This window comes from Sphingomonas crocodyli, assembly GCF_004005865.1.
Taxonomy (GTDB): Bacteria; Pseudomonadota; Alphaproteobacteria; order Sphingomonadales; family Sphingomonadaceae; genus Rhizorhabdus; species Rhizorhabdus crocodyli.
In genome coordinates this window covers 1,511,060-1,534,124 of the sequence record NZ_SACN01000001.1, presented here as the reverse complement: position 1 = coordinate 1,534,124, position 23,065 = coordinate 1,511,060, and the positions used below count along the sequence as shown (strand labels likewise).

At 66.0% G+C, this 23,065-nt stretch carries 20 protein-coding genes; 7 read left to right on the top strand and 13 right to left on the bottom strand.

Features of this window, described 5'->3' with window-relative positions:
• Nucleotides 1-2: 2 nt before the first annotated feature.
• Together EOD43_RS07160 and EOD43_RS07155 are read right to left on the bottom strand one after the other, a co-directional pair.
• Nucleotides 3-1,397, bottom strand: a complete 1,395-nt coding sequence (locus tag EOD43_RS07160; protein ID WP_127742442.1) for an L-serine ammonia-lyase — start codon at nt 1,395-1,397, stop codon at nt 3-5.
• Nucleotides 1,398-1,752: 355 nt separating this feature from the next.
• On the bottom strand, nt 1,753-3,588 hold the full coding sequence (locus EOD43_RS07155) for a phosphoenolpyruvate carboxykinase (GTP) (protein WP_127742441.1): 1,836 nt from the start codon (nt 3,586-3,588) through the stop codon (nt 1,753-1,755).
• Nucleotides 3,589-3,694: 106 nt separating this feature from the next.
• Between EOD43_RS07155 and EOD43_RS07150 the strand changes: the two genes are divergently transcribed.
• Together EOD43_RS07150 and EOD43_RS07145 are read left to right on the top strand one after the other, a co-directional pair.
• A complete protein-coding gene (locus EOD43_RS07150) occupies nt 3,695-4,879 on the top strand; it encodes a LysR family transcriptional regulator (protein WP_127742440.1) in 1,185 nt (394 codons plus the stop codon).
• A gap of 498 nt (nt 4,880-5,377) precedes the next feature.
• A complete protein-coding gene (locus tag EOD43_RS07145) occupies nt 5,378-6,442 on the top strand; it encodes an endonuclease/exonuclease/phosphatase family protein (RefSeq protein ID WP_127742439.1) in 1,065 nt (354 codons plus the stop codon).
• On the opposite strand, the gene EOD43_RS07140 is transcribed toward EOD43_RS07145, so the two are convergent.
• Together EOD43_RS07140 and EOD43_RS07135 are read right to left on the bottom strand one after the other, a co-directional pair.
• A complete protein-coding gene (locus tag EOD43_RS07140) occupies nt 6,425-7,579 on the bottom strand; it encodes an epoxide hydrolase family protein (protein WP_127742438.1) in 1,155 nt (384 codons plus the stop codon). The two genes, EOD43_RS07145 and EOD43_RS07140, sit on opposite strands and share 18 nt — an antisense overlap.
• Entirely contained in the window at nt 7,576-8,481 is a 906-nt protein-coding gene (locus EOD43_RS07135; RefSeq protein WP_164857139.1) for a LysR family transcriptional regulator, read from the bottom strand. Before EOD43_RS07135 ends, EOD43_RS07140 begins: the two co-directional genes overlap by 4 nt.
• A gap of 138 nt (nt 8,482-8,619) precedes the next feature.
• On the opposite strand from EOD43_RS07135, the gene EOD43_RS07130 reads away from it, so the two are divergent.
• From EOD43_RS07130 to EOD43_RS07120, 3 genes are read left to right on the top strand one after another with little or no spacing between them, the layout of a single operon-like run.
• The gene (locus tag EOD43_RS07130) at nt 8,620-10,413 is read left to right on the top strand and encodes an N-acyl-D-amino-acid deacylase family protein (RefSeq protein ID WP_127742436.1); all 1,794 of its coding nucleotides are present in this window, start codon (nt 8,620-8,622) and stop codon (nt 10,411-10,413) included.
• Nucleotides 10,410-11,258, top strand: a complete 849-nt coding sequence (locus tag EOD43_RS07125; RefSeq protein WP_127742434.1) for a TauD/TfdA dioxygenase family protein — start codon at nt 10,410-10,412, stop codon at nt 11,256-11,258. The genes EOD43_RS07130 and EOD43_RS07125 overlap by 4 nt, the downstream gene beginning before the upstream one ends.
• Nucleotides 11,259-11,278: 20 nt before the next feature.
• Nucleotides 11,279-11,791: a hypothetical protein gene (locus EOD43_RS07120; protein WP_127742432.1), complete on the top strand. Its 513-nt coding sequence runs from the start codon at nt 11,279-11,281 to the stop codon at nt 11,789-11,791.
• A gap of 159 nt (nt 11,792-11,950) precedes the next feature.
• Here the strand turns inward: EOD43_RS07120 and EOD43_RS07115 are convergent, their stop codons facing one another.
• Genes EOD43_RS07115 through EOD43_RS07105 form a run of 3 tightly spaced genes read right to left on the bottom strand, consistent with a single transcriptional unit; the run spans nt 11,951 to nt 14,348 of the window.
• A complete protein-coding gene (locus EOD43_RS07115) occupies nt 11,951-12,901 on the bottom strand; it encodes an LLM class flavin-dependent oxidoreductase (protein WP_164857138.1) in 951 nt (316 codons plus the stop codon).
• Between the two features lie 11 nt (nt 12,902-12,912).
• The gene (locus EOD43_RS07110; RefSeq protein WP_164857137.1) at nt 12,913-13,713 is read right to left on the bottom strand and encodes an SDR family NAD(P)-dependent oxidoreductase; all 801 of its coding nucleotides are present in this window, start codon (nt 13,711-13,713) and stop codon (nt 12,913-12,915) included.
• Complete coding sequence (locus EOD43_RS07105; protein WP_127742426.1) at nt 13,710-14,348, bottom strand: SDR family oxidoreductase; 639 nt, start codon at nt 14,346-14,348, stop codon at nt 13,710-13,712. Before EOD43_RS07105 ends, EOD43_RS07110 begins: the two co-directional genes overlap by 4 nt.
• 174 nt (nt 14,349-14,522) lie before the next feature.
• Here EOD43_RS07105 and EOD43_RS07100 point away from each other — a divergent pair, with 174 nt between their 5' ends.
• Nucleotides 14,523-15,386, top strand: coding sequence for an SDR family NAD(P)-dependent oxidoreductase (locus EOD43_RS07100; RefSeq protein ID WP_240653114.1), 864 nt, complete (start codon nt 14,523-14,525; stop codon nt 15,384-15,386).
• A gap of 53 nt (nt 15,387-15,439) precedes the next feature.
• Nucleotides 15,440-15,718: a hypothetical protein gene (locus EOD43_RS07095; protein WP_127742424.1), complete on the top strand. Its 279-nt coding sequence runs from the start codon at nt 15,440-15,442 to the stop codon at nt 15,716-15,718.
• A 48-nt stretch (nt 15,719-15,766) separates the two neighbouring features.
• On the opposite strand, the gene EOD43_RS07090 is transcribed toward EOD43_RS07095, so the two are convergent.
• The 6 genes from EOD43_RS07090 to EOD43_RS07065 all read right to left on the bottom strand — a co-directional run bounded on the left by EOD43_RS07090 (nt 15,767) and on the right by EOD43_RS07065 (nt 23,053).
• Nucleotides 15,767-16,150: a nuclear transport factor 2 family protein gene (locus EOD43_RS07090; RefSeq protein ID WP_127742422.1), complete on the bottom strand. Its 384-nt coding sequence runs from the start codon at nt 16,148-16,150 to the stop codon at nt 15,767-15,769.
• A gap of 14 nt (nt 16,151-16,164) precedes the next feature.
• Nucleotides 16,165-17,364 carry a CaiB/BaiF CoA transferase family protein gene (locus tag EOD43_RS07085; protein ID WP_127742420.1) on the bottom strand — a complete coding sequence of 400 codons (1,200 nt, stop codon included), beginning with the start codon at nt 17,362-17,364 and terminating at the stop codon, nt 16,165-16,167.
• Nucleotides 17,365-17,369: 5 nt separating this feature from the next.
• Nucleotides 17,370-19,241: a hydantoinase B/oxoprolinase family protein gene (locus EOD43_RS07080; RefSeq protein ID WP_127742418.1), complete on the bottom strand. Its 1,872-nt coding sequence runs from the start codon at nt 19,239-19,241 to the stop codon at nt 17,370-17,372.
• Nucleotides 19,242-19,256: 15 nt separating this feature from the next.
• A complete protein-coding gene (locus tag EOD43_RS07075) occupies nt 19,257-21,308 on the bottom strand; it encodes a hydantoinase/oxoprolinase family protein (protein WP_127742416.1) in 2,052 nt (683 codons plus the stop codon).
• Between the two features lie 3 nt (nt 21,309-21,311).
• Nucleotides 21,312-22,220: a hydroxymethylglutaryl-CoA lyase gene (locus tag EOD43_RS07070; RefSeq protein ID WP_127742414.1), complete on the bottom strand. Its 909-nt coding sequence runs from the start codon at nt 22,218-22,220 to the stop codon at nt 21,312-21,314.
• 194 nt (nt 22,221-22,414) lie between these two features.
• Complete coding sequence (locus EOD43_RS07065; protein WP_127742412.1) at nt 22,415-23,053, bottom strand: isochorismatase family protein; 639 nt, start codon at nt 23,051-23,053, stop codon at nt 22,415-22,417.
• Nucleotides 23,054-23,065 lie beyond the last annotated feature (12 nt).

The window sequence follows — 23,065 nt, the reverse complement described above, 5'->3', positions numbered from 1 at the left end:
GATCAACATTCGACGACGTTGACCGCAAGCCCGCCGAGACTCGTTTCCTTATATTTGGAGCGCATATCCTCGCCCGTCTGGCGCATCGTTTCGATGACCGCGTCGAGGCTGACGATGTGCCGCCCGTCGCCGTGGAGCGCGAGATAGGCGGCGTTGATCGCCTTGATCGCGCCCATCGTGTTGCGCTCGATACAGGGGATCTGCACCAGCCCGCCGATCGGATCGCAGGTGAGGCCCAGATTATGCTCCATCCCGATCTCGGCGGCATTTTCGATCTGCGCATTGGTCGCGCCCAGAGCCGCCGCCAGCCCCGCCGCCGCCATCGAGCAGGCGACGCCCACCTCCCCCTGACACCCCATTTCCGCTGCCGAGATCGAGGCGCGCTTCTTGTAGAGGAAGCCGATCGCCGCCGCCGTCGTCAGGAACAATCGCGCGCCCGCGCGGGTGGGCGCGGCGGTGAACACCTCATAATATTTGAGGACCGCGGGCAGCACGCCGGCCGCGCCGTTGGTGGGCGCGGTGACGACGCGGCCGCCCGCCGCATTCTCCTCGTTGACCGCCAGCGCCCACAAGCTCACCCATTCGAACACGGCGGAGGGATCGGAACGCGGCCCACGCGCAATCAGGCTGGAATGCAGGTCGCGCGCGCGGCGACGGACCTTCAGCCCGCCGGGCAATTCGCCCTCCCCACGCAGGCCGCGATCGATGCAGCCGAACATCGCGGCGCGCACGGCGTCCAAGAAGGCGTCGCTCTCTTCCGCCGGCCGCCACGCCAGTTCGTTTGCGGCCACAATTTCGCCGATCGACAGGCCGGTCCGCTCCCCCGTCGCCAGCAGTTCGGCCGCCGATGAGAAGGGGTGCGCCAGCACGAAGTTTACGCGCGGGGCCGCAGCGCCTTCGCGCAGGATCGCGCCGCCACCGACGGAGAACCAGGTCTGCTCGCCCGCCGAGCTATCCGCAAAGGTGGCGGTGAAGCGCATCGCATTGGCATGCCCCGCCAGGAACTCGCCCTTGCGGAAAGGCAGATCGGATGCCTCGTCGAAATCGATCGGACGCACGCCCGCCAGCATCAGACGGCGTTCGGTGCGGATCGCGGCGATCCGATCGCCGATGCCGTCCGGATCGATAGCCTCGGGCGTCTCCCCCGCCAGCCCCAGCAGGATCGCGATATCGGTCGAATGGCCTAACCCGGTGAGCGCGAGCGATCCGAACAGTTCGCAGACCACCCGCACCACATCGCCCCGCTCCACCGCCCATTGCGCGAAGGCAAAGGCGGCGCGCATCGGGCCGACGGTGTGCGAACTCGACGGACCGATCCCGATCGTGAACAATTCGGTGATGCTGATCGCCCGTTCGACATCGGGGCGTTCGGCAGCGGGTGCGGCATCGGCGATCATCGCGACATCATAGGCGCAGATCGATCGAAGCTGAACTCCCCGTCAGCAACGGAACAGAAACACTGTTCGCGCCTTCTATCCTCCGACCCCAATCAACGGGGCGGAGGAACTGAAATGCGGTCCATATTCCTGTGGCTTATCGGCGTACCGATCCCGATCATCCTGCTGCTCGCCTTCTGCACGCACCATTTCTGACGCGTTTTGAGGGCCGCCGCCCTCCAAAACGCGTCATCCCGGCGGAGGCCGGGATCTCGGGAGGTTTCAGCGCATCGCGCCTCTCCTGAGATCCCGGCCTCCGCCGGGATGACGATTGGGGAATGGGGCGCGGAACCGATCGGCTCCGCGCCTTAGCCTATCAGCCCAGGCGCGCTTCGAGCGCTTCCTGTTCCGCCCAGATGCCGGGCGACACGCGATCGCCCAGCTTGCGCAGATCGGCCGCGCTCAGCTTGGCTTCCTCGCGCCAGATCTCGCGATCGACGGTGAACAGCTCCTCCATCGCGCCGGCGGGCATGTCGATGCCCGACAGATCGATGCCGTCCACGACAGGCTGCAGGCCGATCGGGGTTTCGACGGCGTCGGCCGTGCCTTCGGCACGCTCGACGATCCACTTGAGCACGCGCGAATTGTCGCCGAAGCCCGGCCACAGGAACTTGCCGTTCGCGCCCTTGCGGAACCAGTTGACCAGATAGATCTTCGGCAGCTTGTGCGCATCGGCACGCGCGCCGATGGCCAGCCAGTGACTGAAATAATCGGCCATGTTGTAACCGCAGAAGGGCAGCATCGCGAACGGATCGCGGCGCAGTTCGCCGATCTTGTTCTCCGCCGCAGCCGTGCCTTCCGACGCGATGTTGGCGGCCAGATAGACGCCGTGACGCCAATCGAAGCTTTCGGTCACCAGCGGGATCGCCGACGCGCGACGGCCGCCGAACAGGATCGCCGAGATCGGAACGCCGGCCGGATCGGCCCATTCGTCCGCAATCGACGGGCACTGCGCGGCCGGAACCGCGAAGCGCGCGTTCGGGTGCGCCGCCGGGGTGCCCTTTTCGGGGGTCCAGGCTTCGCCACGCCAGTCGATCAGGTTTTCGGGCGGCGTGTCGGTCAGCCCCTCCCACCACACGTCGCCATCGGTGGTGATCGCGGTGTTTGTGTAGATGGTGTTGGCGAACAGGGTGTCGACCGCATTCTTGTTGGTCTTCACGCCCGTGCCCGGCGCCACGCCGAAGAAGCCGGCTTCCGGGTTGATCGCGTAGAGGCGGCCATCCGCGCCGAAGCGCATCCAGGCGATATCGTCACCGATCGTCTCGGCCTTCCAGCCGGGGATGGTGGGTTCGAGCATCGCCATGTTGGTCTTGCCGCAGGCGCTGGGGAACGCCGCCGCGACATAATGGACCGCGCCTTCGGGCGAGGTGAGCTTGAGGATGAGCATATGCTCGGCCAGCCATCCCTCGTCGCGCGCCATCACCGAAGCGATGCGCAGCGCGAAGCACTTTTTGCCCAGCAGCGCATTGCCGCCATAGCCCGACCCGTAGGACCAGATTTCGCGCGATTCCGGGAAGTGGACGATCCACTTGTCCGGGTTGCACGGCCACGGCACGTCCTTCTGACCGGCGGCGAGCGGGGCGCCGACCGAGTGGACGCACTTCACGAAGAAGCCGCTGTCGCCCAGCATGTCGAGCGCGCCTTTGCCCATGCGCGTCATAACCCGCATGGAAAGCACGACGTACGCGCTGTCGGTCAGCTCGACGCCGATCGCGCTCTTGTCCGAACCCAGCGGCCCCATGCAGAACGGGACGACATACATGGTGCGGCCACGCATGCAGCCTTCGAACAGGCCGTCGAGCGTCGCGCGGGTTTCGGCGGGATCGCGCCAATTGTTGGTCGGGCCGGCATCTTCCGGGCGATCCGAACAGATGAAGGTGCGGCTTTCGACACGCGCGACATCGCCGGGGTCGGACCGTGCATAAAAGCTGTTGGGGCGCTTCTCCGGATCAAGCGCAATCAGGGTGCCGGCGGCGACCAGCTCGGCCGAAAGCGCCGAAGCCTCCGCCTCCGAACCGTCGCACCAGCGGATCGAGTCGGGCTGCGTGAAGGCCGCAATCTGTTCGACCCATTCGATCAAAGCAGCGTTATTCGTGGGCGCTGCGACAAGCTCGGGAGCGGATGCCTCCTGAACGGCGGAACTGGGCGTCATAACTATCCACTCCTGGCCAAGTGATGCCCGGATGATCGCGGCACTTCTCCTTTCGATCAAATATGAATAGTGGAGAGATATAAGCTGAGATTAAACGTGGCATGAAATGGCGAATCCATACGGGCTGAATTTTCGGCACCTGCGGCTGCTGTCGATGATCGACAGCTATGGCAGTGTCAGCATCGCGGCGCGCAATGCCGGGATTTCCCAGCCGGCGTTGACCCAGGCGCTGATGAAGCTGGAGGCGAGTTTCGGCGCGTCCTTCTTCCATCGCACCCCGGCGGGCGTGACCCTGACCGCGATCGGAACCCGCGTGCTGCGGCGGGTCGATCGCGCGATGGAGACGCTGGGCAAAGCGATTCGCGCCACCAAAGGCGCACAGGGCGCGCGCGACTCCGAACGGCTGCTGACGAGCGCGCAGGTGCGCGGGCTGCTGAGCCTGGCCGAAGCGGGCAGTTTCGTGGGGGCGGCGAAGACGGCGGATGTATCGGTGCCCGCTTTGCACCGCGCGGTGCGCGATCTGGAACAATTGTGCGGCGTGTCGCTGGTGCGGCGATCGGGGCGCGGGGTGTCGCTGACCGACGCCGGCACGCGGCTGTCGCGCGGCTTCGCGCTGGCGATGTCCGAACTCAGCACCGCGCTCGACGAATGTGGCGGGGGCGGGCAGCGGCTGGCGATCGGGGCGATGGCGCTCTCGCGATCCTCGCTGCTGCCCGCCACGCTCGCCGAACTGCTGCGGCAGGTGCCCGAGGCGACGATCGACGTGGTCGACGGATCCTATCTGGAACTGGTCGATTTCCTGCGATCGGGCCGGATCGACACGCTGATCGGCGCGCTGCGCGATCATCCGGCGCGCGACCTGCACCAGGAGCCATTGTTCACCAACCGGCTGACGATCATCGGCCGCGCCGATCATCCGCTGGCCAAGGGCACGGCCAGCTTCGAGGATCTCGCGGCCTATCCGTGGATCGTCGCGCGGCGCGCATCGGGTCTCCTCGAAAAATGGCAGGAGATGTTCGATCAGGCGGGCAAGCCGCGCCCGACCGCGCCGATCCAGTGCGGTTCGGTCGAGCTGATCCGCGGCATGCTGATGCGATCCGACTTCCTGACCATGCTCTCCACCGATCAGGTCGCGACCGAGATCGAGGCGGGGGCGCTGCGCCGGATCGACAGCATCGTGCCCGATACGATGCGGCGGATCGGCATCATCACCCGGCGCGACTGGCATCCCACCCCGTTGCAGGATTTGTTCATTTCGACGCTGAAGACGGTTGCGGAAGCGGATGGCTGAAAGGCCGTGAAACGGTGAAGGCCACAATGGTTGTGGCTTTTGTGGCCTTTGGATTCGGGACGTGGAAGCAGGGGCTTAGCGCGAATGAGGGGTTGCATTGGGAGGACGCCCCTCCCCTCGTCATTGCGAGCGGAGCGAAGCAATCCAGGCTCGTATGGGAGTGGTTCGCGAGCCTCTCCAGTGCGGGCCTGGATTGCTTCGTCGCCTTCGGCTCCTCGCAATGACGAGGTGGGGAGAGGAGGTCGCAGCGATAGCCGCAAGGCTCGACCCGGCTCGCGCACCATACAGGCGACCAGGTGGCCGAACAAAGCGGCGACGATAAGAATCCCCAAAACGGCCAACATCAGCTTCCCCCCTCAAGCCAATAGCGCCACATAGAACAAAAAGAGAACATTGTCAAGAGCGCGCGGGAAACCCGCCATATTGCGATAAACGCACGCAACAAATCGCGCCCACGAACGTCGAGCCATCGACGGACCGATCGGGCGGGAGACGAGGATGATAGCAGCGATCAGGGCCAGCTGCCTTGCCGCGCTGACGCTCGCCTTTGCGACGCATGCCGTGCCGGTCAGCCCCGGCGCGCAGAGCGCGGGCGGCGCGATCGTGAGCGAGCATCCGGCGAACCGGCCGGGCGAGATCAGCCTGCTGACGTACAATGTCGCCGCCCTCCCCTGGCCGATCGCGAACCGCACCGACGCGCTGAACGCCATCGCCGCGCGGCTGAAGGCCCTGCGCAGGAGCGGTGCCGCGCCGCAGATCGTGGTGGTGCAGGAGGCGTTTACCGACGAAGCGCAGGCGATCGGGCATGCGGCGGGCTATCGCTATCAGGCGATCGGCCCCGGCCCGGACGATGCGCGGCCGAAGGTGGCGCTGGCGGCCGATTTCGTGCGCGACCGGACATGGTATCGCGCCGAAAAGAGCGATCCGACGCTCGACAGCGGCCTTGCCATCTTCTCCGATTTTCCGATCCTCGCGACGCGCAGCGTGCCCTTCGCCGCCTGCGCGGGGATCGACTGCGCGGCGAACAAGGGCGTGCTGATCGCGGCGATCAAGGTGCCGGGCCTGCCCGAGCCGATCGAGGTCGCGACCACCCACCTCAATTCGCGCGCGGCATCGCTGACCAGCCCGGAACGCAATCTCTATGCCTATCGCGCGCAGCTTGATGCGATCGACACGGCGCTGGCGGCGTCAGGCAGCAAGCATGTCCGGCTGTTCGCGGGCGACTTCAACGTCCACTCGCCCGATCGCCTCGCAGCACTTGAGGCGCATAGCCGCCGGTGGCAGGTGCGGCCCGCGACCGCGATGGGGATGATCCGCCTGCCCGCCAGCTATTGCGGCGTGCCGGGCGAAACATCGTGCGGCTACGAACTGCCGATCGCGTCCAACCTGCCGCTGGGCGACGCGACCGACTGGCAATTCTTCGCGGGCAACAGGACGACCGACATAAGGCCGCTGCGCCGCGTGCAGCTGTTCGGCCGCGACACCAATGGCGCGATGCTGTCCGACCATATCGGGTACAGCGTGATCTATCGGCTGAGCCCGCGATCAGCCCCGATCGCTTAACGTCCTGCGGAAGCGACGCAGTTCGTCGACGAACAGATCGGGCTGCTCGAACGCGGCGAAATGGCCGCCGCGCGGCAACTCGTTCCAGTAGATGAAATCGGGATAGAGCCGCTCGGTCCACGCGCGGGTCGATCGCATGATCTCCTTGGGGAAACTCGACACGCCGACCGGCAGATCGACCTTCAGCGCCGCGAAGTTGGTCGAACTCTCGTGATACATCCGCGCCGCGCTCGCACCGCTGTTCGTCAGCCAGTACAGCATGATGTTGTCGAGGATTTCGTCATAGCTGAACACGTTCGTCGGGTGGCCCGCACAATCGGTCCAGAGAAAGAACTTCTCGTAAATCCACGCGGCCTGCGCGACCGGGCTGTCGGCCAGGCCGTAACCCAGCGACTGCGGCTTGGTGCGCTGCACCTCCGAATAGGCACGGTTATATTTCTGGTGGATCGCGAAATCGGCCATCACCGCGGCCTCGACCGGATCAAGCGCGCCCATTTCGGCCTCGGTCGGGAAACCGAGCGGCAGATTGAGGTGGATCGCGGCGAGGCCCGCGGGCGCCTGCGATCCCATCGCCTGCGTTATGCCCGCGCCCCAATCGCCGCCCTGCGCGATATAATCGCGATAGCCCAGCCGATCCATCAGCACGGCCCAGGCACGTGCCACCCGTTCGATATTCCAGCCGGGCTCGCACGGCTTACCGGAGAAACCGTAGCCGGGGATGCTGGGGATCACGAGGTGGAAGGCGTCTTCCGCGCGGCCGCCATTGGCGACGGGATCGCTGAGGCCGTCGATCACCTTCAGGAACTCGACAATCGATCCGGGCCAGCCGTGCGTGAGCAGCAGCGGCGTCGCGCCCGGCTCGGGCGAGGGCACGTGGAGGAAGTGGATGTCGAGCCCGTCGATGGTCGTGACCGAAGATCCCCGCCGGTTGATCTCCGCCTCGCAGCGCCGCCAATCGTAACGGTGCAGCCAATGATCGCAGAGCGCCCGCATCTCATCGAGCGGAACGCCCTGAAACCACCCCTCCCCCGTTTCGCGATCGGGCCAGCGGACCAGACGGAGTCGGGCCGCGAGATCGGCCAGTTCGGTTTGCGGGATGGCAAGCGTGAGCGGCCGTATCGCCGTTGCGTCGGTCATGGATTCTCCCCTCGCGCGATGAAGTCGCGCGTCGCCCGCACAAAGTCCATCAGCACCGGATCCTGATTGGCGCGCATCCAGATGAGATCGACGTCGAGGCTGACCTGAAGTTCGGACACCGGGCGCATCACGACGCCGTTGGGTAGGGCATTGCGGACGGATTCGTTGACGAAGCCGATCCCCGTCCCGCGCGCGATCAGGGCAAGCTGGAGGAACACGTCGCCGCCGACCTCCAGCGCCACGCGCGGCTTGAAGCCGTGCGCATGGAAGGCGGCGTGCAGCTTCGCCTGGCCCAGGAAATATTGGTCCATCGAGACGGTGACGAACGCCTGATCGCGCAGTTGATCGAAGGTCAGGCTGTCATGGACGGCGAGCGGATGATCCTCCCGCATCACGACGATGAAGCGATCGCTGACGATCGGCAGATAGTCGATTTCGGGAAGCTGGCTCGATCGTTCGATGATGAAGCCCGCATCGATCTTGCGATTGCGCAGGGCGGCGAGTTGTTCGGTCGACGACATGTTGATCAGTTGCAGGTCCACGCGCGGGCGGGCGGCGATGTAGGAGGCGACCGCGCCCGTCGCGAGCGGGCTGAGCACAGCAAGCTTGATCATCGAGACGGTGAGTTGCCCGGTCGTGCCGTCGGCGACGCGGCGGGCATGATCGTAGGTCGCATCGACCTGCGCGAGCAGGCGGCGGGCGTCGTCGAGCATCACGCGGCCCACCGGCGTCACCTTCGCGCCGTGAGTCGATCGTTCGAGCAGGGGGGCGCCCACCGTGGCTTCCAGCAGCGCGATATGCCGCGACAATGCCGATTGCGCGATGTTGAGATCGGCCGCCGCCCGGCTGAAGCTTTCGCGTTCGGCGACGGCGACGAAATAGCGAAAGCGTCTCAACGACATAACAGCCTCCCAAGGCCCCATCTTATTTTGCGATGGAGCCGCCGCCAATCTGTATTGGACAGGATCGGCCACGCCAGAGAAACAGGCGCCACTTCCGGCAGACCGGACGAGATAAGACGACGGAGTAGGAGGGCAGCCATGACCGTCCATATCGACAGCTGGACCGACCAGCATTTCGACCTGATCATTCGCGGCGGCATGGTCGTCGACGGCACCGGCCTGCCGCGGCGGCGGGTGGACCTCGGCATACGCGGCGGCAAGGTGGTGGCGATCGCGAAGCTCGACGGATGCCGCGCCGATGAGGAGATCGACGCGACGGGCATGATCGTCGCCCCCGGTATCGTCGATCCGCACACGCATTACGACCCGCAGATCACCTTCGATCCGCACGCGACCATGTCGTGCTTCCACGGCGTGACCACCGTGGTCGCGGGCAATTGCGGCTTTTCGGTCGCGCCGGTGAAGCATGACGATATCGAGTTCCTGACCGACATCTTCGCCAGCGTCGAGGATATGAACCCGGTCGCGCTGAGCGGCGTGCCGTGGGACAATTTCGAAAGCTTTCCGGAGTTTCTGGGGTCGCTGAACGGCAAGCTGGGCGTCAATTTCGCCTGCTATGTCGGCCATTCGAACGTCCGCCGCTGGGTGATGGGCGACGATTGCTACGACAAGGAAGCGACCCCTGAGCAGATCGTCGCGATGCAGGCGATCGTGGCCGAGGCGATCAGCGCGGGCGCGGCGGGGCTGTCGTCATCGTCGGCCCCCACGCATCTGGACATCAAGGGGCGGCCGGTGCCGTCGCGCGCGGCGACCAAGGAGGAGCTGATCGCGCTGGTCGAGACGGCGGGCCGCACCCGGCCGGGATCGATCTGCTATCTGCCGCAAAGTGCGATCGGCGGGCTCAATGAGCAGGACCAGAACCTGCTGATCGAACTGGGGCTGGCCGGGGGTATTCCGGTGATCATCCAGGGGCTGGGCGGGCGCAGCAAGGTCGATGCGCCGACGGCGACCTGGGATGCGTGCGTCGACTTCCTGGCCGATGCGACGGCGCAAGGATCCCCGGTCTATTCGCTGCTGATCACGCGGCCGTTCGATCGCACGGTCGAGATCGGGCCGAACAACGTCCATTATCGCGCGGTTTTCGACTTTCACGACTTCCTCAATCTTCCGATCGAGGAAAGGCGCGCAGCGGCGAAGGATCCGGCGTGGCGCGACAAGCTGCGCACGTCGATCGAGAACTACAACCGCGATCCGGCCAAGGGCACGACCCTGCCGCCGCCCAGCCTTGCGACCGTCTTCGTCGTGCAGGTCGCCGAGGAGCGCAATCGCTGGGCCGAGGGGATGACCGTCAAGCAGCTGGGCGAAAAGCTGGGCGTGGCGCCGATGGATGCGCTGCTCGATCTCGCGCTCGACGAGGATTTCCGGACCAACTTCCGCTGGCGCACCGAAACGCCCGAATGGAGCGAGGCGGTGGGGATTGCGCAGAAGCACCCGAACATGATCGTCGGCACCTCGGACGGCGGCGCGCACCTGCACAAGGATGACGGGGCGGACTGGTCCTCCTACTTCCTGCGCAGCTGGGTGCTCGATCGCGGGGCATGGTCGCTCGAGGAAGGCATTCGGCAGATCACGCAGGTGCCGGCCGCGCTGCTGGGCTTCAGCGATCGCGGCACGCTGAAGGTCGGCGGGTGGGCGGACATCATGGTGTTCGATCCGGCGACGATCGCGCCGTGGCGCAAGGAGTTCGCGCACACGCTGCCGGGCGGGATCGGCCGCTGGCAGGCGCTGGGCAAGGGCGTGGCCGCGACGATCGTCAACGGCGTCCCGATCGTGCTCAATGGCGAACTGACCGGCAAGCTGCCGGGCCATATCGTGTCGCCCGGATCGGAGGGCGATGTTGTCGCCCCGGTTCTGGAAGGAGCGGCCCAATGAAACCGGACAACGCGATCGAGGTTCGCAAGCTCACCGGCGCGATCGGCGCCGAGATCAGCGGGATCGACCTGTCGACCGACTTTTCGGACGAGGCCGTGACCACCGTTATGGACGCGCTGCACGACAATTACGTCGTCTTCTTCCGCAACCAGAAGCCGCTGAGCGAGGAGGAGCATATCCGCGCCGGCCGCCGCTTCGGCGTGCTCGACAAGTCGGAGGTGCAGCCGAAGCCCACCGCCAATCCCGAAATCCTGATCCTCGATCAAATGACGGGCAAGGGCCAGGGCGCCGAACTGTTCCACCGCGACCGCACCTTCCTGGAGACGCCGCCGCTGGGATCGATCCTGCAGTGCATGAAGAAGCCCGATATCGGCGGTGACACCTGCTGGGCGAGTTCGGTTGCGGCCTATGAGGCGCTGTCGGAGCCGATGCGGGGCTTCATCGACGGGCTCTACGCCACGCATTCGATCCAGCGGCTCGCCTCGCGCAGCCAGGTGGTTCGCGACACGCTGGGCGACAAGATCCATAGCTGGCCGAGCGCGGTGCACCCCCTGGTCGAGGTGCATCCGGTGACGGGACGCAAGGCGCTGAACGTCAACGCCAACTGGACCACGTCGATCGAGGGGGTGAGCGCGGACGAGAGCGAGATGCTGCTCAACTTCCTGTTCGAACATTCGAAGCGGCCGGAGTTTCAGGTGCGGTTCCAGTGGAACCTGAACGACGTCGCCTTCTGGGACAATCGCACCGCGCTCCATTGCGCGATCGCCGATTACGACACCCGCCGCATCATGAAGCGGGTCGCGCTGAGCGGCCACAAGCCCAAGGGACCGCGCGACATCAACTGAAGCTTTGGGAGAGGCTTGAGATGGCAGACCAGGAAGACCGATATCCGCTGCCGGATATCAATAAGAAGGTGCGGATCACCACGCTCGACGATCATCGCTGGCAGATCGTGCGCCGCCAGAAGATCGGCGACCGCACCGTCGAGGCGCGCGAGAAGTGGATGGAGTTCAACCCACGCTATCTGTCGGCCTATGTCGAATGGGATCCCGGGATGATGATCCGCGCGCACGGCCATAACAGCGATCATATCGTGTTCGTGATGGCGGGTTCGATGATGTGCGGGGATCGCGAATGCCTGCCCGGCACGCACCTGGCGCTCGATCATGGCGACACGTTCGGGCCGTTCATCGCGGGGCCGGACGGGTGCACGACCTATATGATCATGATGGGCGATCCGGGCAGCTTCCCGGCGGACCCTGCGGGCTTCGAAAAGCTGCGGCAGGAACGCGGGGTGGTGCAACTACCCGATATGGATATCGAGATGCCGGCGTTCATGAAGGATCCGCGCAATGCGGTGACGAAGGACGGGAGCTAACGAGACTTCTCCCCTCCCTGCCCAGGGAGGGGTTGGGGGTGGGTTAGAAAAGGCCGGGGGTCGAACCTCCGGCCTTTTCTGTTTGCGAGCGGTGGAGAGTCTTTTGAGCGCGCAGACGCGCGCACCCACCCCCTTCCCCTCCCTGGGCAGGGAGGGGAGTTAAGTTTTCCACGGCCACATCCCCTTCAGCTTGGCCACCATCGGGCCGAGGCGTTCGATCTGGTCCATCATCTCGTCGGGCTGCACGCCGGGCACCTGAACGCGCAGGTTGATCGCGTCGGCGCCGACTTCGCGCGCGGCTTCGGCGAGGCGTTCGGCGACTTCGTCGGCGTCGCCGTTGATCAGCTGATTGCCCTGCCAATATTGCGAGGTCGTATCGCTGCCATAGCCGCGATAGACGCCCATCTGCTTGTCCTGACGCCCGAACGTCCCCTCCCCCATCCACACGCGGCGGATCAGGATGATCGGACCGGTGCCGCCCGCGTCACGATATTTGCCGGCGAGTTCGCGCAGACGCTCCGGCGCGGTCATCGATTCGAACAGGATGCCCGCGCCGTTCGCCGCCGCCGCCCGCACGCCGCGTGGGGTGGCGCTGGCGGTGACGAGGGGGACCGGCGCCTGACGGCAGTGCATGATCGCCCAGTCCTTGGCGAACTCGCCCTCCGCCTCGCCGCGCAGCGCCTTCGCGATCAGGCCGAGCGAGCGGTGGTAGGTTTCGATATAATCGTCCTTCGACAGCTCCATGATGTCGAAATCCGCCTGCCACGATCCGGTCCCCGCGCCGAAGCCGACCCGGCCGGGGAAAGCGGCGCTGAGCCACGCAATCTCCTCGGCGATCAGCGCCCACGGCTTGAGCGGCAGCAGGACCGGCGCGGGCGCGACCCAACCGTGCGGCATGGCATTGAGCATCCAGCCCGCCGTCTGGATCGTGTTCGGGATATAGCCGGGGAAGCCGCCATGATGTTCGCCCATCATCACCCCGTCGAAGCCGACCTCGACCGCGCGCTTCGCCTGCGCCAGTTCGTAACGGACGATCTCGGGGGCGGGCAGGCCGTCGTGCAGGTAGATGCGGATCGATACCGATCCGGGCGCGAAGGGGGCGTTGTCCACGGGTGAGTCCTTCACAATGTCGTGTAGCGGCCGCCGTCGACGATGATCGTCTGGCCGTTGATATAGCGGGCGCCGTCGCCGACGAGGAAGGCGACGACCGGCGCGACGTCGGTGGTCGGATCGCCGACGCGGCCGAGCGGGACCACCTTGTCCATTCGCGCCTTGAGCCCCGGATCGATCGCGAACGCCTTTTCCAGCCCCTCGCTGAGCGCGAGCGGGGAGACGACGCTCACCGATATGCCATCCGGCCCCCATTCGACCGCAAGGCTCTTGGCGAAGCCGCGCAGCGCGCCCTTCACTGCGGCATAGGCAGGCATACGCACCGAACCCTCCATCCCCGCGGGCGAGGTGAACAGGACGAAGCGCCCCCGCCCGCGCTTGAGATGCGGCCTGGCGGCGACCGCGAGATTGTAGGCGCCGCGCAGCGACACCGCGACGCCACCGCGCCACAGATCCTCATCGATATCCTGCACCTCGGCCAGCGTGCCGCCGCCCCGGCTGATCGCGTTGTGGACGACGGCGTCGAGCTTGCCGAACACCGCGATGCTGCGCTCGACCGCTTCGGTGACGTCCTCGATCCGGCTGACGTCGCCCTTCACCCAGATGGCGTGGCCGCCCTTCTCGCGGATCGCCGCCTCGGTGACGCCGCCATTGTCGCCCGGCGACAGGATGACGATGCGCGCGCCCGCATCGGCGCAGGCGAAGCAGATGCCCCGCCCCAGCCCCGATCCGCCGCCGGTGACGAGGACCACGCGGCCATCCAGATAATGCTTCATGTTCGCAGCCTGCGCCGCCTTCTTCTTCGCGCTCATGGCGTCATCCACCTTCCGCCGTCGGCGCTGATCGTCGTGCCCGTCACGCTGCGCCATGCCGGCGTCAGCAGCGAGGCGATGAGGGGCGCGATGCTGTGCCGCAGATCGGGCGCGGCGAGGCTCATCGCGGGCAGGCCGGGCCGTTCGAGATCGGCGTCCCCCGCCCCCGCCAGCAGCGCGCCGGGCACGGCGAGGCTGTTCACGGTGATGCCCAGCGGCCCCCATTTGCGCGCGACCGCCTTGGCGATCGATCGTTGCCCTTCGGCGACGGTCGCCCAGGCGACGAGGCCCGCAGCGCCCGTCATCGCCAGCGACGGTTCGATCAGGATCACCGCCCCGCCCCGTTCGCGCAGCGCATGATAGCCCGCCTTGAAGAAAGCGAGGATGTGGTGCAGCGGCTCCTCCGCAATCGCGGCCCAATGATCGGCCGACATCTTGTGGATCCTGGCGGGCTTGCCCGCGCGCGGATCGATCCACGCCCATATCAGCGCGTCGACAGGCCCCAGCGCCGCCAGATCATAAGCCGCCGAAGGATCGATGACGGTCACGCGCGCGCCGCCGGCCTCCAACCCTTCCGCCAGTTCGGACGCCACGGGGCCGGCGCCGAACAGGGCGATATGCTTCGCATCTTCCATGCGTCTTTCGCCGCTCCCTGCTGCCCATATCCACGTCGGGCTTCGCCGGGGACCGAACCATTGCCGGTCATAGCCGTCAAGACGATTGGAATAGTTTTTCCAGATATCGAGAAGATTTACAATTTCGAGTAGCGCGCCGGCCCGCTACGCTGTCGGCAAAACAGACGGGAGAGGATGATGCTCGAACTGGCGAAGGGGCTGTACGTCGTGGCGGGGGCCGGCGGCGGCGGGATCGGGACAGACACCTGCACGCGTATCGCCGAGGCGGGCGGCACCGTGCTGGGCCTCGACAAGACCGAGATCGGTTGCGAGACGGCGCGCGCCGCGCTGGGCGACGGGCACCGCGTCGTGCAGATCGACCTGGAGGACGAGGCGGGGCTGGCGACAGTGCTGGAGGAGGCGCAGCGCGACTTCGGGCTGGTGCGCGGGCTAGCCAACATCGTCGGCGGCATTCCCGATCGCAAGCTGGTCGCGCCTTTGCTCGACCTCGACGGACAGGCGAATTTCGAACGGCTGATCCGGCTCAACCTCCTCCCCGGCCTCGCCGCCTCGCGCGCGGTGGCGCGGATGATGCAGGCGCATGGCGAAGGCGGCAGCATCGTCAACACCGCGTCGATGGTGGGGCAGGTTTCGATGGCCTATGCCGCCGGCTATGGCGCGTCGAAGGCGGCATTGATGAACCTGACGCGGACGATGGCGGTCGAATGGGGGCGGATCGGCATCCGCGTCAACGCGGTCTCCCCCGGCACGATCAAGACCGCCAAGATCGGCCGCGACAGCCTGAACACCAATTCGGCCGAGCAAGCGGAGGCGGAGAAGGCGGCCGAACGCGCGGTGATCCCGCTGGGCCGGCGCGGGCTGCCCGACGATGTGTCGGACGTGATCCTGTTCTTCCTGTCCGATCTCTCGCGCTACGTTTCGGGGCAGATATTGGGCGTCGACGGCGGCGCGATGGCGCGGGCGCCCTATGACGATGCGGACAATGTTTCGGTGTTCATTACCGATGCCGGGACGCGTGCGCGGTTGAAGCAGAGTTGAGCTTCGGAATTGGGACATTTGCCCAACAATGCGAGCCGAAGTACGATTGTCGAATGCCGTATTTGCTCTGGGAAGTCTGGACTGACGAAGAGGGCTTCGAGGAATTTACCCTTGTAAGCGAAGCCTCTGATAAACGTATCGCAGACTGCTTTCCGGCGCTGAAGCGAACATTGAGCATCTACGCTTCATCGAGTTTTGAAGCGCGTCGAATATATGGGCGCATGTCCGTTGATGAAGAATGGGTTCCGCCGGACGGCATAGAGGATCAGATCGTCACTGATGCCGACGCCGCACATCAAGCCGACTATCTGGCTAGGCGTGATGTCGGCTGACTTCAGCTTTTGAAATAATCAGCCTTCGTCACGCGCCCTTATCGCGCACTACCCCAGCGTCAAATAAAGCTCCGCCTCGATCAGCCACGCGGCACCCGTCTGTCGCCACTTCGCGGTGTAGTCGCCGCTGGCGATGATCCGGTCGCCGACCGCGCCTTGCCATGTGCCATGTTCGAAGGCGATCGGCTCGATGGATGAGGCGACCACTCGGTCGGGGGTGCGCGTGTAGATGACGCGTTCGGGCGCGGCGAATTCGCGCTTCCAGGCGAGGAGTTGCGCCTTGCGGCCCGACAGCAATGCGCTGTCGGTGCCGGTGACGAGGACCGCGTCGGGCGCAAGCAATGGCCCGATCGCGGCAAGGTCCGCCTCGGCGAGCGCGCGGTTGAAGGCGGCTCGGGTGAGGCGGATGGAAAGGTCGGCTTCGGTCGTCATGACCGAAGCCTCTATCAGATCGCGCCTTGCGCTTTCAGCCCCGCAATCTCGTCGTCGTTCATGCCGAGCAGGTCGCCGAACACTTCCGCATTGTGCTGGCCGATTTCGGTCGGCGCGGTGGTGCGGATCGAGCTGGGGGTATCGGACAGGCGCGGGAAGGCGTTCTGCATCTTGAACTTGCCCCAGCGCGGGCTGTCGACCTCGACCAGCGCATCGCGGGCGGCGAAGTGGGGGTCTTCGAGCATCTCGGCGGCGCGGTAGATCTTGCCGGCGGGGATGCTGTGTTCGATCATCAGCGCTTCGAGCTGGTCGACCGTGAGCGTGCGGGTCCATTCGGCGATGATCTCGTCGAGCTCACGCAGGTTGTTCGCGCGGGCGACGTGGGTGGCGTAGCGCGGGTTCTGCGCCAGTTCGGGCTGGCCCATCGCCTTGGCGAGGCGGGCGAAGATGCCGTCCTGATTGGCGCCGATCAGATATTCGCCGTCGCTGCACGGATAGACGTTGGAGGGGGAGACGCCCTCGAGGATCGATCCGGTGCGCTTCCGGATGTGGCCCGAAATCATATATTCGGGGACGATGCTTTCCATCACCTGCAGCACGGCTTCGTAGAGCGCGCTGTCGACGACCTGGCCCTTGCCGGTGGTCTGGCGGGCGTGGAGGGCGGCGAGCGCGCCCATGCAGCCATAGGTGGCGGCCAGGCTGTCGCCGATCGAGACGCCCATGCGGCTGGGCGCGCGATCGGGGTCGCCGACGATGTAGCGCCATCCGCCCATCGCCTCCCCGATCCCGCCGAAGCCCGCGCGGCTCGAATAGGGGCCGGACTGGCCATAGCCCGAGACGCGCACGATGATCAGGCCGGGGTTGATCGCGTGGAGCGTTTCGGGGCTGAGGCCCCATTTCTCCAGCGTGCCGGGCTTGAAATTCTCGATCAGGATGTCGGCATGGGCGACGAGCTTGCGCACGATTTCTTGTCCCTCGGGCACGCGCAGATTGGCCGTGACCGACTTCTTGTTGCGGGAGACGACCTCCCACCACAATTTCTCGTCGCCGTGGCCCCAGTTGCGCATCGGATCGCCCATTTCGGGCGGCTCGATCTTGATGATCTCGGCGCCCATGTCGCCGAGCAGCTGGCCGCAGAAGGGGCCGGCGATGAGCTGGCCCATTTCGACCACGCGGATGCCCTTGAGGGCGCCATTGTTCACAACGTCTGTCATGCCGATTACTCCGCCGCGACCGCAAGGTGGCGCCACACCGGCTGCTGCGGCGCGGGCAGGCCCGTTTCGGCTTCGCAGGTGGCGCGCAGTTCTTCAATCGATCCGCCATGATCGAACAAGGGCAGCGGATCGGGCGACGTCATGTCGGCGCGCAGCTTCGTGGTCGCGGCGTCGTCGACCGCGCCGTCGACGATCACGACGCCATAAGCGCGCGCGCCTTCGACGGTGACGAGGCCCTGGGCGACTTCCTTCGCCACCAGCGCCGGATCGCGCTGGAGCGGATCGCCCCAGCCACCGCCGCCCCAGGTGATGAAGTGGAGCATGTCGCCCGCTTCGACGGCCATATTCTCGAGCTTGTTGCCGACGATGGTCTGGGTGCCGTCGGCCTTTTCGAGGATCTTCTTGGCGCGCGCGCCCGGCTTGCCGCCGTTGACGCCCCACGGCTTGGTGAACCAGCGGTCGTCGTGGATCGCGATCGTGCCCGGCTCGGTAAAGCGGTAGGTCATGTGGATGCCGTTGCCGCCGCGATGGAGGCCCGCACCGCCCGAATCCGGGGCGGTCTCATAGCGTTCGATAACGAGCGGGAAGTAGCGTTCGAGGAACTCGTTGGGCACGTTGGTGAAGCCCGGCCACAGCGAATGGCCGTCCGGCCCGTCGCCCATCGGGCGCCCCGGAATGCCGCCGAAGCCGATCTGGAACAGCTGGAACCACTGCCCCTCTCCATCCACGCCCGAATAGAAGAGGTGGGGCGAGGAGGAGAAACCGGCCGCGTTGAGGAATTCGGGGGTCTTCTGCCCCAGCAATCCGCCCAGGATATCGAAGATGCGGCCGAGCGCGTGGGTGCGACCCGAGAGCGCGGCGGGATAGTTCGGCTTGAGGAGCGAGCCCCTGGGGATGCGCACCTCGATCAGATCGTAGAAGCCGTCGTTGAACAGGATCTGCGGGTCGAAGACCATGATCATGTAGATGCCGAAGAACATCTTGAACATGTTTTCGTTGAGGAAGAAGTTGATCGCGGCCGGGCTCTGCGGATCGGTGCCGTCGAAATCGAGGATGACCTTTTCGCCTTCGCGGTGCATGGTGCAGCGGATGCGATAGGGGCCGAAGCCCATGCCGTCGTCGCAGATGAAATCCTCGAAGCTGACCGGCGCTTCGCCGATCGAGGTCGAGATGAGATGCTTCATCGCGCGATAGTTGCGCGCGAGCAGTTCCTCGGTCGCCGAAACATAGACGTCCTCGCCGAAGCGGACCGCCATCTCTTCGATCCGGCGTGCGGCGACGCGGCAGGAAGCGATGAGCGCGTTCAGATCGGCCTTGCACCAATCGGCCTTGCGCGACTGGTGCATGATCAGACGGATCAGATCGGCGTTATAGACGCCCTTCGAATAGATCTTCACCGGCGGGATGCGCACGCCTTCCTCGAAGATCGAATGCGCGTCGATCGGCATCGAGCCGGCGACCTTGCCGCCGATGTCGCTCTGGTGCCCGAACATCGCGGTGAAGGCGAGCAGGCGCCCCTCGCGATAGACGGGCAGCAGCACCATCCAGTCGTTCGAATGGCTGATCGCGCCTTCGACCGAATAGGGATCCGACATCATAAACATGTCGCCTTCCTCGATCGTGCCTTCATAGCCGGCCAGGAAGCCGCCGATGAAGCTGCCGAACTGGCCGACGATCATCCGGCCCTTATGGTCGGCGATCAGCGGGAAGGCGTCGCCCTGTTCGCGGATGCCGGGTGACATCGCGGTGCGGACCAGGGTCGCGTCCATTTCGACGCGTGCGTTGCGCAGCGCGTTTTCGATGACCTCCAGCGTGACCGGATCGATCGGCTTCGACGCGAAGGGGGCGGGATGGGTTTCGATGATCTGTGCGGGCATCTTCTATAGCCTCCTTCAGGCGGCCGGATTGATCAGGATGTTGCCGACGCGGTCGACCGTGGCGACGCAGCCGCCTTCGATGAGCGTGGTCGAGTCCATCTCGATAACGATGGCGGGGCCGGGGATGATGTCCCCCTGCTCCAGCTTGGCGCGGTCGTAGATCGCGCCGGGGCGGAAATCGCCGTCGAGCCAGATCTGATGGTCGCGGATCTTGGCCTGCGCCGGATCGCCGTCGCCGACCGGCAGATCGGCCGCCGGCAGATCGAGCGTCGCGCCCATCGCCACCGCGCGCAGGTTCACCAGCTCGTGCGGGCTTTCCATGTTGAAGGTGAAGAGGCGGTGATGCTCCTCATCGAAGCGCGCCTCGACCCCGGCAAGCCCGTCGCAGCGCAGCGTTTCGGGATCGATCGACAGCGGCACTTCGAACGCCTGGCCTTCGTAGCGGACATCGATTTCGAACTGCGCGGTGATCTCCGACGCCGGAATGCCGTCGTCGGTGAGCTGCTTTTCCACCTGCGCGCGCATCTCTTCAAGGATGCCGATCACCTCGGCCTCATCGGTCTCGGTGAACCGCTTGGAGAAGCTGCGCGCGGTCTCGGTGCGGGTGCGGGTCGTCGCGTCGCCCAGCGCGCACAGCACGCCCGGCGAGACCGGCGAGACGGCGGGCCAGCTGCCCATCAGCCGCGCGACCGCATTGACGTGGAGCGGGCCGGCGCCGCCAAAGCCCATCAGCGCGAAGTCGCGCGGGTCATAGCCCTGCTGGACCGAGATCATGCGCAGCGCGCCGAACATATTCTCGTTCACGATGTCGATGATGCCGCGCGCGGCTTCGTACAGGCCGATGCCCAGCGCGTCGGCGATCGTCTGGACCGCCTTGATCGAACCTTCGCGATCGAGCTTGAAGGTGCCGCCCAGCAACGCCTCGGGCAGATAGCCCAGCACGACGTTGGCGTCGGTCACCGTCGGCAGCGTGCCGCCCTTGCCATAGGCCACCGGCCCCGGCACCGCGCCCGCCGACTGCGGGCCGACACGCAGCGCCTTGGTGAGTTCGGGAACGTAGGCGATCGAGCCGCCGCCAGCACCGACCGTCTTGACGTCGAGCGCCGAGGCGCGGACCGCGAGGTGGCCGACCTCGGTGGTGCGCACGCGGCGCGCCTCAAGGTTCTCGATCAGCGCGACGTCGGTCGAGGTGCCGCCGACGTCGAGCGTCAGGATGTTCTTGATGCCCGCATTCTTGCCGACCCACAAAGCGCCGGTGACGCCGCCCGCCGGGCCCGACATCAGCAGCGACACCGGATGCTGTTCGGACATTTCCGACGACATCAGCCCGCCGTCCGAGCGCAGCAGCGACAGCCGCCCCGCCATCCCGCTGTCGCGCAGCTTGGAGCGCAGGTTGCGGACGTAGCGGCCGACCACCGGGCGCACCGCGGCGTTGGCGACCGTCGTCAGCGTGCGCTCATATTCCTGCATTTCGGGCAGGACTTCGTGGCTCAAGGAGACGGGGATGTCGGGCATGATCTCGGCCGCCAGTTCGGCGACCCGCTTCTCATGCGCACCGTTGAGGTAAGCGTTCATCAGGCTGACCGTCAGCGCCTCGACACCCTGCGCCTTCAGCTTTTCGAGCTGCCCACGAATGTCGGCATCGTCGATGCCTTCGATCTCATTGCCGCGCGCATCCAGACGCCCCTGAATCTCGAACGTGTCGAGCAAAGCCGCCAGCGGCTCGGGCTTCGGCCAGATGATCCAGCCGGCCAGACCGCCCGGCACGAAGCTGCGCGCGATCTGCATGATCTGGCGATAGCCGCGCGTGACGATCAGACCGACGCGCGCGCCCTTCCCTTCCAGCACCGCATTGGTCGCGACCGTCGTGCCGTGCAGGAAAGTCTCGATATCCGCCGGCGTGATCCCGGCCTTCTCGCAGATCGCGGTGACGCCGTTCAGGATGCCGACCGAAGAGTCGGCCGGGGTCGACGGCGTCTTGTGCCGCCAGAAGCTGCCCGATTCCTCCTCAAGGAGGAGCAGGTCGGTGAAGGTGCCGCCTACGTCGACGCCCAGACGATATGCCATGTCTCAGTTGCTCCGGATATTCTGCGGAAAGCCGCCGGCGCGGGCGACCATCGAAGGAAGTGGCTTGCGCATCACATCGGTGAACCAGCGGTTCGCCGCGATCAGCGCGTCGAGATCGAGCCCGGTCGCCACACCTGAGCGATCGAGCAGATAGTGGACGTCCTCTGTGGGCACGTTGCCCGCCGCACCCGGCGCGAAGGGGCAGCCGCCAAGGCCGCCCAGCGAGGCGTCGATCGTGGCGGCGCCCGCCTCCACCGCCGCCCAGACGTTCGCCAGGCCGGTGTTGCGGGTGTTGTGGAAATGGCAGCGGACCGGGATGTCGCCGATCGCATCGCGCACGCGGCCAACCAGATCGGTCACCTGCGCGGGCACGGCGACACCGATCGTATCGGCCAGCGCGATTTCGCGGGGATTGGCGTCGGCAAGGCGCTTGGCCATTTCGACGACATGATCGGGCGAAACATCGCCTTCGAACGGGCAGCCGAAGGACGCGCCGATCGTCACCTGCGCGCTGCGCCCTTCGGCGAGGCCGAGGCGGATGATGTCGCGCGCGACATCGACCGATTCGAACGCGGTCTGCCCCTGATTGCGCATCGCGAAGCTATCGGTCGCGACGCACACCGCGCCCAGTTCGTGAACCTTGGTCGCCAGCGCCCGTTCGGCGCCGCGCACGTTGAGGACGAGGCCGATATAGGTGACGCCGTCGATATCGGGCAGGCCGTCGATAACCTCGGCGGCGTCGGCCATTTGCGGCACCTTCTTCGGGTTGACGAAGCTCGCCACCTCGATCCGGCGGATGCCCGCGCTCACCGCACGGCGAACAAGCTCGATCTTGTCCGCGGTGGGCACGACGAGGCTTTCATTCTGAAGGCCATCACGCGGACCGACCTCGACAATCTCTATGCTGGTCATGCTGGGCCTCCCTCCCAAGGCGGCGCACCGCGCCACCGTCCAGGGAAAGAGTTTTGCTTGGGCGCCCGTGTGACGGAACAAGGTCAGCGGGCTTTGTTCGCCTGGCGAACGGTGATTTTCAGCCCTCAACGGAAAACGCCGGGCAAGGGGACCAGCCCTTGCCCGGCGCTACGCCCTCCTGCGGGTGTTCGGGGCTAGCCGCGCTTGGCGGCGAGGCCGTTCAGATGCGCGATCGTCTCGGCTTCGCTGACGACGTCGGCATATTTGGCGTTCATGTCGAACAGGTTGGCTTCATGCGGCGCGGGGTGCCGATCGCCGCACGCCTCGGCGATCACCGAGGTCCGGAAGCCATGCGACATCGCGTCGACGCAGGTCGCGCGCACGCAACCGCTGGTCGAAACGCCGGTCAGCATCACGCCGTCGACGCCCATCGCGGTCAGCGTCGAGGCGAGCGAGGTGCCGAAGAAGGCGCTGGGATATTGTTTCGAGACGATCAGCTCGTCGGCCTCGGGCACCAGCCCCTTGGGCCAAGCGCCCATCGGATTGCCCTGCAGGAAATAGCGCAGCGGCTTCGACTTTTCGAAGAAGCGGCCGCCGTCGAGCGCGAGCGGATGATAGACGACGTTGGTCAGGATCACCGGCACGCCCGCCGCCCGCGCCGCTTCGCGAACGCGCAGGGTGGAGAGGAGCGAGGCGTCCGATCCCATGTAGAGATCGCATTCGGGATTGAAGTACGCCTCGACCATGTCGATCACGATCAGCGCCAGCTTGTCGCCGAAGCCGACGCGACGCCCGAAGGCGCGGGCATAGTTTTCGGACAGGTCGTCGCTCATCTTTCTCGTCCT

Excerpts from the sequence above, each read along its gene's own strand:
- EOD43_RS07160 (WP_127742442.1), bottom strand. The coding sequence starts at position 1,397 with ATGATCGCCGATGCCGCACCCGCTGCCGAACGCCCCGATGTCGAACGG.
- EOD43_RS07155 (WP_127742441.1), bottom strand. The coding sequence starts at position 3,588 with ATGACGCCCAGTTCCGCCGTTCAGGAGGCATCCGCTCCCGAGCTTGTC.
- EOD43_RS07150 (WP_127742440.1), top strand. The coding sequence starts at position 3,695 with ATGGCGAATCCATACGGGCTGAATTTTCGGCACCTGCGGCTGCTGTCG.
- EOD43_RS07145 (WP_127742439.1), top strand. The coding sequence starts at position 5,378 with ATGATAGCAGCGATCAGGGCCAGCTGCCTTGCCGCGCTGACGCTCGCC.
- EOD43_RS07140 (WP_127742438.1), bottom strand. The coding sequence starts at position 7,579 with ATGACCGACGCAACGGCGATACGGCCGCTCACGCTTGCCATCCCGCAA.
- EOD43_RS07135 (WP_164857139.1), bottom strand. The coding sequence starts at position 8,481 with ATGTCGTTGAGACGCTTTCGCTATTTCGTCGCCGTCGCCGAACGCGAA.
- EOD43_RS07130 (WP_127742436.1), top strand. The coding sequence starts at position 8,620 with ATGACCGTCCATATCGACAGCTGGACCGACCAGCATTTCGACCTGATC.
- EOD43_RS07125 (WP_127742434.1), top strand. The coding sequence starts at position 10,410 with ATGAAACCGGACAACGCGATCGAGGTTCGCAAGCTCACCGGCGCGATC.
- EOD43_RS07120 (WP_127742432.1), top strand. The coding sequence starts at position 11,279 with ATGGCAGACCAGGAAGACCGATATCCGCTGCCGGATATCAATAAGAAG.
- EOD43_RS07110 (WP_164857137.1), bottom strand. The coding sequence starts at position 13,713 with ATGAGCGCGAAGAAGAAGGCGGCGCAGGCTGCGAACATGAAGCATTAT.
- EOD43_RS07105 (WP_127742426.1), bottom strand. The coding sequence starts at position 14,348 with ATGGAAGATGCGAAGCATATCGCCCTGTTCGGCGCCGGCCCCGTGGCG.
- EOD43_RS07100 (WP_240653114.1), top strand. The coding sequence starts at position 14,523 with ATGATGCTCGAACTGGCGAAGGGGCTGTACGTCGTGGCGGGGGCCGGC.
- EOD43_RS07095 (WP_127742424.1), top strand. The coding sequence starts at position 15,440 with ATGCCGTATTTGCTCTGGGAAGTCTGGACTGACGAAGAGGGCTTCGAG.
- EOD43_RS07090 (WP_127742422.1), bottom strand. The coding sequence starts at position 16,150 with ATGACGACCGAAGCCGACCTTTCCATCCGCCTCACCCGAGCCGCCTTC.
- EOD43_RS07085 (WP_127742420.1), bottom strand. The coding sequence starts at position 17,364 with ATGACAGACGTTGTGAACAATGGCGCCCTCAAGGGCATCCGCGTGGTC.
- EOD43_RS07080 (WP_127742418.1), bottom strand. The coding sequence starts at position 19,241 with ATGCCCGCACAGATCATCGAAACCCATCCCGCCCCCTTCGCGTCGAAG.
- EOD43_RS07075 (WP_127742416.1), bottom strand. The coding sequence starts at position 21,308 with ATGGCATATCGTCTGGGCGTCGACGTAGGCGGCACCTTCACCGACCTG.
- EOD43_RS07070 (WP_127742414.1), bottom strand. The coding sequence starts at position 22,220 with ATGACCAGCATAGAGATTGTCGAGGTCGGTCCGCGTGATGGCCTTCAG.
- EOD43_RS07065 (WP_127742412.1), bottom strand. The coding sequence starts at position 23,053 with ATGAGCGACGACCTGTCCGAAAACTATGCCCGCGCCTTCGGGCGTCGC.